The sequence below is a fragment of the Nonomuraea sp. SBT364 genome (assembly GCF_001083785.1).
Classification (GTDB): Bacteria; Actinomycetota; Actinomycetes; order Streptosporangiales; family Streptosporangiaceae; genus Nonomuraea.
In genome coordinates this window covers 1-12,486 of record NZ_LAVL01000219.1, presented here as the reverse complement: position 1 = coordinate 12,486, position 12,486 = coordinate 1, and the positions used below count along the sequence as shown (strand labels likewise).

Genomic DNA, 12,486 nt, shown 5'->3' with positions numbered 1-12,486 from the left:
TCCCCGGCCCGCCCGCACCAGCGCCGGCCGCGCACGCCGCAGGTGCGCCGCAGCCGGCCGGCGCTGGTGCGGGCGGGCCGGGGATGGCGGCGCGTGCGGCCCGTCGTGCTCCCGCTCGTCGGGCTCGCCGTGGCGCTGTTCTTCGTCGCGCCCTACGCCGCGATGCTGTCCGGCTCGCTCAAGACCGACGCGGAACTGTTCGCCGTCCCCGCGACGTACCTGCCGGAGAGCTGGGCCTGGTCGAACTACCTCGACGTGTGGAACCGGATCCCGCTGGCCGACTACTTCCGGGTCAGCATGACCATCGCGCTGGTCTCCACCGCGCTGGTGCTGGTCGTCGCCGCGCCCGCGGCCTACGTGCTGGCCCGCTCCCGGTTCAGGGGGCGTACGGCGTTTCTCGGCGTGATCCTCGTGACGCAGATGTTCCCGGCGGTGGCGCTGCTCATCGGGCTCTACCAGCAGGCACTGTTCGTCGACGGGATCAACAGCTACGGCGTCATCATCGCCATCAACGCGGCCTTCAACCTCGCGTTCGCGGTGTGGATCCTGCACGCGCACTTCAGCTCCATCCCCGTGGAGATCGACGAGGCCGCGATGATGGACGGTCTCGGCCGGTTCCGGATCATGCTGCGCATGATCCTCCCGCTGGCGGCGCCCGGCCTCGTCACCGTGATGATCTTCACGTTCATCCAGGTGTGGAACGAGTTCGTCATCGCGCTGACGCTCTTCAACGACCCGGCCGGCGGGCGCGTGCCGCTCACGGTCGGCGTCCAGCAGTTCATCGGCCTGTACGAGACCAACTACCAGTACCTCTTCGCCGCGGCGCTGATGGCGATCGTCCCGGCGGTGATCCTCTTCGCGCTCATCGAGAAGCATCTGGTGAGCGGCCTTACCGCAGGCAGCACCAAGTGACAAGAGAAAGACCGGTGTGACATGACCTCCAGAAGATCGCGGCTCGGCGGCCTGGCCGCGGCCGCCGCCCTGGCGCTCGCCCTGACCGCATGCGGCAGCGGCAGCGGCGGTGGCGGTGGCGGCGGCGGCGGCGGCGAGCAGCAGTCCATCAAGCTGGTCGTCGCCCAGTACACCGAGGGCACCCGCCCCTACTGGGACAAGCTGATCAAGTCCTTCGAGGCCGAGCACCCCGGCAAGAACGTCGACCTGCAGGTGATCGACTGGGGCAACCTGCAAAGCCAGGTCAACACGATGGTCCAGACCCGGCAGCTGCCCGACCTCCTCAACATCAACGTCTTCGCCGACTACGCCGAGGCGGGCCTGCTGTACCGCGCCGACGAGGTCGTCTCCAAGCAGGTGCTGTCGGACTTCCTGCCGGCCTTCGCCGAGAACGCCTCCTACGACGGCGCCCAGTACGGCCTGCCGTTCGTCGCGACCGTCAACGGCATGTACTACAACAAGACGGTCCTGAAGGAGGCCGGGTTCGACAAGCCCCCGGCCACGTGGGACGAGTTCCGCGCGGCGGCCAAGGCCATCAAGGCGCTGCCCGGCGGCTACGTGCCGTACGCGCTCGCGATGGGCGCCGAGGCCGGCGACTACGAGTTCGGCACCTGGGTGCGGGCCAACGGCGGCGACTGGCGCACCGACGGCAAGTGGACCGTCAACGGCGAGCGCAACGCCGAGGCCCTGGAGTTCCTCAAGTCGCTGGCCCAGGAGGGCTACACGCAGCCGAACCCGGGCCAGACCAACCGGCCCGACGGCACCTGGCCGCTGTTCGCCCAGGGCAAGGTCGGCATGGTGTACGGCTCCTTCGGCACCCGCGCCTTCCTCGACCGGGTCGAGAAGGCCGGCATCGAGTACGGCACGGCCCCGCATCCCACCAACCACGGGGCCGAGCCCGCCACGCACGGCATCCAGGACTACCTCATGGCCTTCAAGAAGGACGGCAACCAGCAGCTGGTCGGCGACTTCCTGAACTACTTCTACCAGGCCGGCAACTACGCCGAGTACCTGAAGGTCGAGGGTCTGCTGCCGACGACCGCGTCCGCCTCGGAGGTCATGCGCAAGGACCCGAAGATCAGCCCGATCCTGGACATGGTGGCCAAGGCGCGCTTCGACCCGACCTCCCAGCCGGTCTGGGCCGAGCTGCGCGGCACGATGGCCGCCGACCTGGGCACCGCCCTCGCCCCCGACGGCGACCCGCGAGCCGTCCTCGCCAAACTCCAGCAGGTCGCCGAGGGTTCCTGACCCGGCCCGCAGGAGGCTTCACCCGGCCGAGGGCGGGGACGGCTCGGTGTCGGTCCAGCCCGACTCCAGCACCACCTGGCGCCGCTCCTTCCCGTCCGGCAGGCCGATGCGTTCGGCGGCCAGCACCTTGGAGGTGCCGGGGTCGATGATCAACCTGGTCCGGGGCGTCCGATCTCCCTGGGTCAGGAAGGTCACGGCCACGCCCGCCCGCCCCCGCGGGTCGGTGGCCGGCCCCTCGGCCCGCACCCCCGGCAGCGTCGCCAGCGCCCGGTACGCGGCGGCGCGCACCTGCGGGGAGACGGGCAGCTCGTACAGCAGCGAGGACAGGGTGCCCGCCAGCGCGTCCCGCGCCGGACCGGCGCCCTTGTCCCTGCGGATCGCCTCGAGGGCGCGCTTCTTCAGCGCCTCAGGGTCGGCGGGCAGCTCCTCGATCTCCTTCAGGGTCAGCGGCATCGCACTCCAGTAGAGCCTCGGCTTCCCCTTGTTCCGGAAGAACAGGCTCTCACCGGGCGAGGTGGAGTACGGGGGACCGGGGTCGCGTCCCTTCGGCCACTCCGTCGGCGAGCCGTCCCGGCGCCACGCCTCCACGTCCAGCGGGCGGGCGGCCAGTTGCCTGAAACCGCGCCAGGTCCGGCCGTCCCTGGCCACCCACTGCTCGAAGAGGCTGGAGGTTTCCAGGTGGTAGGTGGTGTCGCCGTTCTCGCCGTAGGGCCCGGGCCGCTGCCCCGCGTGCAGTTCCTTGAGGTGCCAGTAGGCGCCTTCGGGCGCGGCATCGGCCTTGACGGCGGCGGCCAGCAGCACCGAGGCGCCCGACAGGGAGGTGACGCCGGTGCTCCGCGCGGGTGAGGGCGTCTCGGTGGGGGCGGCCTGGCTGAGGAAGACCGCCGTCGCGGCCGAGGCCGCGGCGAGAGCGAGGGCACCGGCCCGCCACGGCGGCCGCCGCCGGGCCGGGGGCGCCGCCGTCGCCATGATCGCCGCACGCAGTTCGCCCGCGCCGGGCCCCGGTTGCGGCGCGTGGGGTACCGGGTCGATGGCCTTGACCAGGTGGTCGATGTCGCTCATGCTTCCTCCATCGCGATCGTCAAGGACGCCTGCCGCTCCAGCGCCGCCGTCAGCCGCTTGCGCGCCCGATGCAGCCGGGTCCGGGCGGCGATGGCCGTACATCCCACGACCTTGGCGATCTGCTCGCCGGTCAGGCCCTCCCAGCACGCCAGCGCCAGGACCTCGCGGTCACGCTGGGGCAACCCGTCGAACGCGGCGCGGACGTGCTCCAGGCCGGCCGGGCTGACCGGCCGGTCGGCGGCCAGTTCCGCGCGCAGCCGTTCGGTGAGCACGGCCCTGCGGGCGGCGCCGCGCCGCTGGTTGGCCAGCACCCGGCGGGCCACCCCGTACAGCCACAGCAGCGCCTCCTCGCCCTCGGGCACGTCGCCGATGCGCCGCCAGGCCGTCAGGAACGTCTCCGACAGGACGTCGGCGGTGTCGTCGGGGGAGCCGGTACGGCGGGCGGCGTACTGGTGTATCGCCGGATAGTGCGCGTCATAGACCGCTTCGAAGCGATCCCGGTGTGTCACGAAGTCTCCTTGCCGAAAAGTGCCGGACATCGGGTACATGTCCGGCACTTCGCGGAACGTGGCACCGCGCTCCGAGCAGAAGGAGTCCCGGCGGTCAGGCCGGGGCCTGGTCCGCCCCGGCGGGGCCGACATGGGCCGCGATCAGGCGCCGGCCGCCGCCGTCGCGGATCCACGTGCGGGTGTAGCGGACGCGGGCGCGGAAGGGCTCGCCGTTCACGGCGCCTTCGAGCGTGCCGAGGAACCAGCACCGGCCGTCGGGACCGGTGAACAGCAGCCGGTCGTCGATCAGCCCGTCCAGTTCGGCCACGTCCGAGGCCAGTTGTGCGCGCTGCAGACGCCGTTCGGCATCGCGGAGCGCCTCGGCCCCTCCCCGTCGCGGCGCGATGGCTGATCACCATGAGACACCCGCCCATCCTAACCGGCACCATCCCCGCCGCTCGTGTCAGCGCTCGTGTCAGCGCTCGTGTCAGCGCTCGTGTCAGGGCGGCGGCGGCCCGGTATCAGGGCTTCCGGCCATGGTTGAGCACATGAACGGAGCGGCGACCGCGGCCACCGGGCCCGGCGCCTCCGTCGCTGTGAAGGAGCACACCATGGCCATCACCCTGACCGACCAGGACAAGCTCACCCTCCGCACTGCCGCGTGGGGCGCCGTCTCCCTGATGTCCGCCGCCGGCGTCGCCGGCTCGGCCCACAAGGCCGCCACCGAAGGCTCCATCGCCCTCACCTCCGCCACCGGCCCCATCGGACACGTCCTGGCCAAGGCGCCCAAGGGCGTCAAGTACGGCAGGACCACAGCCGACCTCGCCGACCAGGTGCTGCCCGCCCTCACCGAAGCCATGAACCTGCTCAACCAGCAGAACCCCGCCGAGGCCGGCAACTTCCGCCGCACCGTCATCGTCGCCGTCGAAGCAGCCACCCGCCCCCACCACGGCGAGCCCAGCCCCACCATGACCGAGATGGCCCGCAAGATCACCGAGGCCCTCGACGCCGCCTGACCGGACGCCGGGCGCGGCGCGCCCCGGAACCGATTTGCGGGCGTCGGCCGCAGGCTGCTTCACTCGGCTCCCAAGACCGCCGCCGCGGCAGCCCGCGCTCGACGGGCTCGCCGCCGACCCGGGGAGAGTTCCCGTCGTTCGCCCTGATTCACCGCGCGCGGGAGCCGGCCGGCCGACCGAAGGGACCTTCGCCCATGGAACACCAGCACACCTCCCGCGCCGGGCGGGCGGGGAGCGGTGACAAGCTCGCCGAGCAGGTGCACGCCCTGCTGGCGGCCCCCCGGCCCTGGCAGGTCACGCAGGTCGGCGACCCGGTGCTGCGCCGCACGGCCGAACCGTATGACGGCCAGCTCCCCGACGACCTGCTGCGCGACCTGCTCGACGCGATGTTCCGGCACCTGCCGGGCGTCGGGGTGGGGCTCGCCGCCCCGCAGATCGGCATCCCCCTGGCGCTGGCCGTCATCGAGGACCCGGCCGAGGTGCCGCCGGAGGTCGCCGCGGAGCGCGAGCGCGTGCCCCAGGGGCCGCTGGAGCTGGTCAACCCTGTCCTCACCCCGCTGGGCTCGCGCTACCACGCCTTCCACGAGGGGTGCCTGAGCGTCGAAGGGCTGACGGCCGTCGTCGCGCGTCACGCCCGCGTCCGGCTGTCGGCCTCCGACGGCGGCGGGCGCCCGTACGAGAGGGAGCTGTCCGGCTGGCCGGCGCGCATCGCCCAGCACGAGACCGACCACCTCAACGGCGTCCTGTACCTCGACCGGGCCGAGCCGCGCTCGCTGTCGACCGTCGTCAACCACGAGCGCTTCCAGGCTCCTCGGCCCGACGCCGGCTGAGCGCCCCTGCGGGGGAACGGCTCAGCCGAGCGGGGTCACGATGCTGGTCAAGATGCTGGTCAAGATGCCGGCCACCTCGCCGGGCACGGACAGGAAGGGCGAGTGGGAGGCGTCGAGCGCGGCGACGGAGGTCGGGTTGCCGGGGAAGGCCGCGTCTGCCTCCGCGACGAACCTCGCCTGCAGCGCCGGCAGGATCGCCCTGTCCCGGGTGCAGGTGACGTACGTGCGCCGCACCGATCCCCAGCCGTCGCGGGTCAGGGTCGTGGTGCCGAGCATGATGCCGATGGGGCCGTCGGGCGTCAGCAGGCCGGTGGCGGCGTCGGCCAGGACCGGGGGCACGTCGTCGTAGAACGCCTCGCGCAGCCGCTGCCGGTAGTCGGCGTCGCCGGTGGCGAGGTCCAGCCGTAGCGCGCCGATCCGGGCCGGGTCGCCCCGCAGCAACGGCGCGACCTGGTCGTCTGCGGCCTCCGGCGTCCGCGTGTAGGCCGCGGCCGGCACATCGGAGGCCGGCATGTACGCGGTCAGGTACACCGCGTGCGCGACCAGTTCGGGCGTCCGCTGGGCGACCCGCGTCAGCACCGGGCCGGCCGCGCTGTGGGCCACCACGGTGACGGGGGCGCCGCCGCCGATCCGCTTGATCTGCGATGTCAGCAACTCGGCGGCGTCGCCGAGATCCACGTCCGCCACCGGAGACACCTCCGCGCTCACCGCCGCGGCATCGTACGGGCGTGCGGTGAGCCAGCGGGGACGCCGGGCGTACAGGCCGTGCCCCGCCAGGTCCACCGCGACGGCCGGGCGGCCGGCGGCAACCACGTGGGGGATGACCTCGCTCCAGCACCAGGAGCCGTGCCAGAAGCCGTGAACGAACACCAGCGTGGAGGTGGCGGACATGAGCACTCCCTCGAAACTCGCCTGACCCCGGCCATCCTCAGCGGATTCGCCGCTACCGGCCAGGCCCAACCTGTCCCCGGAAGAGCGGGCGCCCCCCTCGCCTCCGGCGCCGGCGGGCCGTCCGGCTAGTGTGGCCAGACGTTGACCAGCACGAACGAGCACGAGCAAGCACTAACGAGCACGAACGAGGAAGGACAAGGGCGACGGTGGACGAGCACGCCGGGGACGACCGGCTGGCCGGGCGGTTCGAGGAGCATCGGAGCCAGCTGCGGGCCGTGGCCTACCGGATGCTCGGGTCGGTCAGCGAGGCCGACGACGCCGTCCAGGAGGCGTGGCTGCGGCTGAGCCGGTCCGACGTCACCGGCGTGGACAACCTCGGGGCGTGGCTGACGACCGTGGTGGCGCGGCTGTGCCTGAACATGCTGCGCTCGCGGCAGACGCGGCGGGAGGATCCGCTGGAGACGCAGCCGGCCCTGGAGGGCGGCGCCGACCCGGAGCGGGAGGCGGTGCTGGCCGATTCGGTCGGGGTGGCGCTGCTGGTGGTGCTCGACCGGCTGAGCCCGGCCGAGCGGCTGGCGTTCGTGCTGCACGACATGTTCGCGGTGCCGTTCGACGAGATCGCCGCCATGGTGGAACGCTCACCGGAGGCGGTCAGGCAGCTGGCCAGCCGGGCACGCCGCCGCGTCAGGGGCGCGTCGGCGCCCGTGAGCGACGCGGCGAGCAGGCGGCGGGTGGTCGACGCGTTCCTGGCGGCGACCCGGGGCGGCGACTTCGAGGCGCTGGTGACGCTGCTGCACCCGGACGTGGTGCTGCGCGCCGACCGCCTGGTCGTGCCCACGCCGGAGCCGGTCGTGGTGCGGGGCGCGCGTGTCGTGGCCCAGGGCGCGATGGCCGCCACCGGGCGGGCGCGCTTCACGGGCGTGGCGCTCATCGACGGGGCCGCCGCGCTGGCGATGGCGCCGTACGGCCGCCTGCGGCTCGTCCTCACCTTCACCGTCGAGGCCGGCCTGATCACCGGCATCGACGTGATCGCCGACCCGGACCGCCTGCGCGACCTGGAGTTCGCCGTCCCCGACACCATCCTGGATGTCGTCCCTGATGTCGTCCCCGATGCCTGAGGGGGCCGCCCGCCCGGCCCGTCTTCAGGTGAGGAAGCCCTGGGAGCGCATCCAGTCGCGGGCGACCAGCACCGGCACGTCGCCGTCGACGTCGACCTGGGCGTTCAGCTTGCGGATGACCTCGTTGGTGAGCTTGGCGCTGATCGGCGCGAAGACGCGCGCGATCTCCGGGTGGGCGCGCGCGACCGGGCCGCGGATGGTGACCGACGGGTTGTACAGGGGGAAGAAGTGGCGGTCGTCCTCCAGCAGCGCCAGCCCGAGCGCCTCCAGGCGGCCGTCGGTCGTGGTCACCATGCCGAGCGTGCACTGGCCGCTGGCGATCGAGTTGTACAGCACGCCGGTCGACACGCGGCGCACCTTCGACGGCTGCACGTCGGTGCCGTAGCCGAGGTCGTAGGCGCGCAGCATGCCGAGGAACCCGTCGGAGCGGCCGAACGTCTCGTGGTCGACGCAGAACGTCCGCTGCTCCGGCGGCACGTTCGTGATGTCGGAGATGTCGTGCATGTCGTACCGGTCGGCGGTGGCGCGGGTGACGGCCATCGAGTAGCTGTTGTTCAGCGGCGCGGGCGGCAGCCACACGATGTCGTTGCGCTCCAGGTCCAGCTCCCGCACGGCCTCGTACTGCCGCCACGGGTCGGGGATCGGATCGGACCTGCCCAGGTAGGTGATCCAGCCGGTGCCGGTGTACTCCCACATCAGGTCGGCGTCGCCGCGGGTCAGCGACCGGCGCGCGTTCACGCTGCCCTGCACGTTCGTCCGGTCGGTCACCTCGGCGCCGGCGACCGTGAGCGCCAGCACCGCGATCTTGCCCAGGATGAGCTGCTCGGTGAACTCCTTCGACGTCACCCTGAGCGGTACGCCCTCCAGGCCGGGCACCGGTTCGATGCTGCCGGGCCCCACCGGCGGGATGAACGCCGACGCCGGCCGCAGCCCGCCCTCCGCCGCCGCCACCACCGCCGCCAGCACCGCCACGAGCAGCAGGAGCAGCGCCGGCAGGGCCCGCCTCACGTCAGGCCCTTCGGCGACAGCAGGCGCTGCGCGACGCCGCCGAGCCAGTCGATGAGCATCGCCAGCACGGCGATGAGCACGCAGCCGGTGATCAGCACCAGGTTGCGCTGGGTGCTGACCCCGGCGGTGATCAGGTCGCCGAGCCCGCCCGCGCCGATGAACGCCGCGATCCCGGCCGTCCCGACGTTCAGCACCAGCGTGGTGCGCACCCCCGACAGGATCACCGGCGCGGCCATCGGCAGCTCGACGTGCCACAGCACGGCCGGCGCCGACATGCCGATGCCGCGCCCGGCGTCGATCAGCCGCGGGTCGACCTGTTCCAGCCCGACCATGGTGTTGCGCAGCGTGGGCAGCAGGCTGTAGGCGAACAGCGCGGCCACCGCCGTCCAGAACCCGATCTGGAACAGCACGGCGAGCAGCACGATGAGGCCGACCGCCGGGGTGGCCTGTCCCAGGTTCGCCACCGCCAGCACCGCGGGCGTGGCCCAGCGCAGCGACCGGCGCGTCAGCAGCACCCCGGCCGGCAACGCGACCGCCAGCACCAGCACCGTGGAGAAGAACACCAGCCGGATGTGCTCCCACGTGCGCCGGGCCAGGAACGGCAGCCGCAGCGCGCTGCGCTCGATGTCGTCCAGCGGCACCAGTTGCGTGTAGGCGACCATCGCGGCGGCCACCGCCAGGTAGATCAGCGGCACCAGCAGCATGTGCCACGAGCGGCCGACGTCCGGCTCGGGGATCGCGGCCTGCTGCGCGGCCGACCCGCTGACGGTCACGACCCGCCCCCCGTACCGCCGCTCCCTGTACCGCCGCTCCCTGTACCGCCGCCGCCCGTACCGTCCTTTTCCGTACGGCCGCCGTCGCCGGTCAGCCCGGACAGCCGCCGCCGGCGGCGCTCCCGCTCGCGCGCCTTGATCACCTGGATCGCGTTCTGCACCGTGCTCAGCGACAGCACCCCCGCGTACGCCTGCCCTCTGCCGGCGACCGGCACGAGGTCGCTGTCGGCGTTCAGCAGCGCCTCCAGCGCGTCCTGCAACGTCATCCGGTGCCCGATCGGCGGCCCCGTCTCCTCGCCCAGCTCCCCGACGGGCCCTCGGGCCCGCGCCAGGTCGGCGGCGCTCACCCACCGGCGCGGCCGCCCGGCCTCGTCGACGATCAGCGCGAAGTCGCGGCCCCCGGCCTCGACCTCGGCCAGCAACTGCCGCGCGTCCGCGCCCGCGGTGGCGTGCGGGACCGTGTCGAGCCGGATGTCGCCCACCTTCGTCAGCCGCAGCAGCCGCATCGACGACCCGCCGCCCAGGTACTGCTCGACGTACTCGCCGGCGGGCGCGGTGAGGATCTCGGCCGGCCGCGCGTACTGGACGATCCGCGCCCCCCGCTCCATGATCGCGATCCGGTCGCCGATCTTCAGTGCCTCGTCCACGTCATGCGTCACGAACACGATCGTCTTGGCCAGCTCCTCCTGCAGCCGCAGCAGCTCGTCCTGCAGCCGTTCACGCGTGATCGGGTCCAGCGCCCCGAACGGCTCGTCCATGAGCATCACCGGCGGGTCGGCCGCCAGCGCCCTGGCCACGCCGACCCGCTGCTGCTGCCCGCCCGACAACCGGCGCGGATAGCGCTGGCGGAACGTCGCGGGGTCCAGCCCGACCAGCGTCAGCAGCTCGTCCACGCGCCGCTCGATCCGATCGGCGTCCCACTTCAGCAGCCGCGGCACCTGCGCGATGTTGGCGGCCACCGTCAGGTGCGGGAACAGCCCCGCCTGCTGGATCACGTACCCGATGTTGCGCCGCAGCCGGTCGGGGTCGATGTCGCGCGAGCTGCGCCCGCCGATCAGGATGTCGCCGGCCGTCGGCTCGTCCAGCCGGTTGATCATCCGCATCGTCGTCGTCTTGCCGCATCCCGACGGCCCGAGCAGCACCACGATCTCCCCGGCCGCGATCGTCAGGTCCAGCTCGTCGACCGCCGGCCCGGCCGCCCCGGGAAACGTCTTGGTGACCCCGCGCAGCTCGATCGGCACCCCGCCGCCCGTCTCAGCCACGTCGCTCTCCCGGCGTCGTCAGCCGCCCCAGCACCACGAAACACGCGTCGAACAGCAGCGCCAGCAGCGCCACCCCGAGCGTCCCGGTGAGCGTGGAGTTCACCGCGTTCGCGCCGCCCAGCCGCGCCAGCCCGGAGAAGATCTGCTCGCCCAGCCCGGGCCCCGACACGTACGCGGCCACCGCGCCGATCCCCATCGCCAGCTGCGTCGAGACCCGGATACCGGTCAGGATCACCGGCCAGGCCAGCGGCAGCTCGATCCGCGTCAGCGCCCGCAGCCGGCTCATGCCGATCCCGCGCGCCGCGTCCACCAGCATCGGATCCACCCCCCGCAGGCCCACCACCGTGTTCCGGATGATCGGCAGCAGCGCGTACAGCACGATCGCCGTCACGCTCGGCGCCACCCCCAGCCCGAGCACCGGGATGAGCAGGCCGAGCATCGCCAGCGACGGCACCGTGAACAGCACCCCGGCCGTCCCGGTGGCCAGCGCCGCCCCCCGGGGCCGCCGGTAGGTGACGACCCCCACCACCACGCCGATCACGGCCGCCACCAGCACGCACTGCGCCACCATGCTGGCGTGCTGCGCCGTCTCGAAGAGCAGCAAATCCCTCCGGTCGGCGATGTACTCCCACAGATTCACGCGGATCCCCCGATCACCGTGTTACTTACCGTGATCGGTCATCCGTCTAACGTGGGAGGTGATGACCACCGACCACGCCCGCCCGATCGGCTCCCGCCCCTACGGGCCGCCGTCCGGGACCGGGTTCCTCGCGTTCGCCCTGATCGGCGCCGCCGCCGCGTGGGACACCGCGGCCGGCGACAGCCGTCCCGCCTGGCTGGCCTGGCTCGGCCTGGCCGCCGTCACCGCCCTGTACGCGGCGGCGGTGCTGCTCGCCTTCCGGTCACGCCCCGTGGCCGCCACGGTGGCGCTGGCGCTGCTGGCCGCCGCCGTCACCGCCCTGGCGGCCGTCTTCGCCGGCGGGTGGCTGTACCTGTTCCCGCTGGCGGGCATCGCGTGCGGGCTGGTGCTGGCCGGCCGCACCGTACGGGCGGCGCTGCTGGCGCCGCTGCTGGCGGTGACCGCGGCGGCGGCGCTGGTCACCTGGCTCACCGGCGGCGGCCTGGAACCGGTGATGGCGCTGGCGTGGGGGACGTTCAGCGCCGGGCTGGTGGTGGCGTTCATCATGCACCTGCACGCGCTCATCGCCGAGCTGGCCGGCACCCGGCGGCGGCTGGCGGACGCCGCCGTCGAACGCGAACGGCTGCGCTTCGCCCGCGACCTGCACGACCTGCTCGGGCACACGCTGTCGGTCGTCGTCGTCAAGGCCGAGGCGGTGCGCCGCCTGGCCCGCCGCGACCCCGGCCAGGCCGAACGGCACGCCGCCGACATCGAGACCGTCGGCCGTCAGGCGCTGGCCGAGGTCCGCGAGGCGGTCACCGGCTACCGGGAGGGCTCGCTGGGCGCGGAGCTCGCCCGCGCCGGCGACGCCCTGAGCGCCGCCGGCGTCTCCGCGTCCGTGCGCCGCACCGGCGAGCCGCCGCACGCGCGGGCGCAGGAGCTGCTCGGCTGGGTGGTACGCGAGGGCGTCACCAACGTCCTCCGGCACAGCGGCGCCACCCGGGTCACCATTCACCTGACCGGCCACTCGGTGACCATCCACGACGACGGCCCCGCCCCGGCCGGGGCCGTCGCGCCGCCCGGTCCCGGCGACGCCTCGGATCCGGGCGATCCGCCGATCTCCGGCGGGGGAGCGGGCACCGGCCTGCGGGGACTGTCCGAGCGGCTGGCGCAGGCGGGCGGCACCGTCGAAGCCGGCCCCGCCCCGGAAGGCGGCTGGC

14 protein-coding genes are annotated in these 12,486 nt (G+C 73.4%); 6 read left to right on the top strand and 8 right to left on the bottom strand.

The features are described 5' to 3' along the window. Window positions 1-912: carbohydrate ABC transporter permease (locus ADY59_RS43390; protein WP_049575949.1), on the top strand; the 912-nt coding region annotated here is incomplete at its 5' end. A gap of 21 nt (window positions 913-933) precedes the next feature. Beyond that, the gene (locus ADY59_RS43385) at window positions 934-2,199 is read left to right on the top strand and encodes an extracellular solute-binding protein (protein ID WP_049575947.1); all 1,266 of its coding nucleotides are present in this window, start codon (window positions 934-936) and stop codon (window positions 2,197-2,199) included. Window positions 2,200-2,217: 18 nt separating this feature from the next. Here ADY59_RS43385 and ADY59_RS43380 read toward each other — a convergent pair whose 3' ends face one another. The 3 genes from ADY59_RS43380 to ADY59_RS43370 form a co-directional block, all read right to left on the bottom strand. Then, entirely contained in the window at window positions 2,218-3,261 is a 1,044-nt protein-coding gene (locus tag ADY59_RS43380) for a CU044_5270 family protein (protein ID WP_049575944.1), read from the bottom strand. Beyond that, on the bottom strand, window positions 3,258-3,770 hold the full coding sequence (locus ADY59_RS43375; protein WP_231619172.1) for an RNA polymerase sigma factor: 513 nt from the start codon (window positions 3,768-3,770) through the stop codon (window positions 3,258-3,260). The genes ADY59_RS43380 and ADY59_RS43375 overlap by 4 nt, the downstream gene beginning before the upstream one ends. A 94-nt stretch (window positions 3,771-3,864) precedes the next feature. Continuing rightward, window positions 3,865-4,155: a nuclear transport factor 2 family protein gene (locus tag ADY59_RS43370; protein ID WP_049575942.1), complete on the bottom strand. Its 291-nt coding sequence runs from the start codon at window positions 4,153-4,155 to the stop codon at window positions 3,865-3,867. Between the two features lie 205 nt (window positions 4,156-4,360). On the opposite strand from ADY59_RS43370, the gene ADY59_RS43365 reads away from it, so the two are divergent. Together ADY59_RS43365 and ADY59_RS43360 are read left to right on the top strand one after the other, a co-directional pair. Beyond that, window positions 4,361-4,765, top strand: coding sequence for a hypothetical protein (locus tag ADY59_RS43365; RefSeq protein ID WP_049575963.1), 405 nt, complete (start codon window positions 4,361-4,363; stop codon window positions 4,763-4,765). A gap of 194 nt (window positions 4,766-4,959) precedes the next feature. Beyond that, window positions 4,960-5,595 (top strand): peptide deformylase, encoded by a 636-nt coding sequence (locus ADY59_RS43360; protein WP_049575938.1) that lies wholly within the window; start codon window positions 4,960-4,962, stop codon window positions 5,593-5,595. 21 nt (window positions 5,596-5,616) lie between these two features. Here the strand turns inward: ADY59_RS43360 and ADY59_RS43355 are convergent, their stop codons facing one another. Next, complete coding sequence (locus ADY59_RS43355) at window positions 5,617-6,486, bottom strand: alpha/beta fold hydrolase (protein WP_049575961.1); 870 nt, start codon at window positions 6,484-6,486, stop codon at window positions 5,617-5,619. A gap of 206 nt (window positions 6,487-6,692) precedes the next feature. Between ADY59_RS43355 and ADY59_RS43350 the strand changes: the two genes are divergently transcribed. Beyond that, window positions 6,693-7,604 carry a sigma-70 family RNA polymerase sigma factor gene (locus ADY59_RS43350; RefSeq protein ID WP_049575936.1) on the top strand — a complete coding sequence of 304 codons (912 nt, stop codon included), beginning with the start codon at window positions 6,693-6,695 and terminating at the stop codon, window positions 7,602-7,604. Window positions 7,605-7,628: 24 nt separating this feature from the next. Here ADY59_RS43350 and ADY59_RS43345 read toward each other — a convergent pair whose 3' ends face one another. From ADY59_RS43345 to ADY59_RS43330, 4 genes are read right to left on the bottom strand one after another with little or no spacing between them, the layout of a single operon-like run. Beyond that, window positions 7,629-8,612: a glycine betaine ABC transporter substrate-binding protein gene (locus tag ADY59_RS43345; protein WP_063780965.1), complete on the bottom strand. Its 984-nt coding sequence runs from the start codon at window positions 8,610-8,612 to the stop codon at window positions 7,629-7,631. Then, window positions 8,609-9,385, bottom strand: coding sequence for an ABC transporter permease (locus ADY59_RS43340; protein WP_231619170.1), 777 nt, complete (start codon window positions 9,383-9,385; stop codon window positions 8,609-8,611). Before ADY59_RS43340 ends, ADY59_RS43345 begins: the two co-directional genes overlap by 4 nt. After that, a complete protein-coding gene (locus tag ADY59_RS43335; RefSeq protein WP_049575933.1) occupies window positions 9,382-10,647 on the bottom strand; it encodes an ABC transporter ATP-binding protein in 1,266 nt (421 codons plus the stop codon). Before ADY59_RS43335 ends, ADY59_RS43340 begins: the two co-directional genes overlap by 4 nt. Further along, window positions 10,640-11,287, bottom strand: coding sequence for an ABC transporter permease (locus ADY59_RS43330; RefSeq protein WP_049575931.1), 648 nt, complete (start codon window positions 11,285-11,287; stop codon window positions 10,640-10,642). Before ADY59_RS43330 ends, ADY59_RS43335 begins: the two co-directional genes overlap by 8 nt. Window positions 11,288-11,348: 61 nt before the next feature. On the opposite strand from ADY59_RS43330, the gene ADY59_RS43325 reads away from it, so the two are divergent. After that, window positions 11,349-12,486 (top strand): sensor histidine kinase (locus tag ADY59_RS43325; RefSeq protein WP_053175712.1); only part of this gene is annotated, 1,138 nt, incomplete at its 3' end.

Excerpts from the sequence above, each read along its gene's own strand:
- ADY59_RS43385 (WP_049575947.1), top strand. The coding sequence starts at position 934 with ATGACCTCCAGAAGATCGCGGCTCGGCGGCCTGGCCGCGGCCGCCGCC.
- ADY59_RS43380 (WP_049575944.1), bottom strand. The coding sequence starts at position 3,261 with ATGAGCGACATCGACCACCTGGTCAAGGCCATCGACCCGGTACCCCAC.
- ADY59_RS43365 (WP_049575963.1), top strand. The coding sequence starts at position 4,361 with ATGGCCATCACCCTGACCGACCAGGACAAGCTCACCCTCCGCACTGCC.
- ADY59_RS43360 (WP_049575938.1), top strand. The coding sequence starts at position 4,960 with ATGGAACACCAGCACACCTCCCGCGCCGGGCGGGCGGGGAGCGGTGAC.
- ADY59_RS43355 (WP_049575961.1), bottom strand. The coding sequence starts at position 6,486 with ATGTCCGCCACCTCCACGCTGGTGTTCGTTCACGGCTTCTGGCACGGC.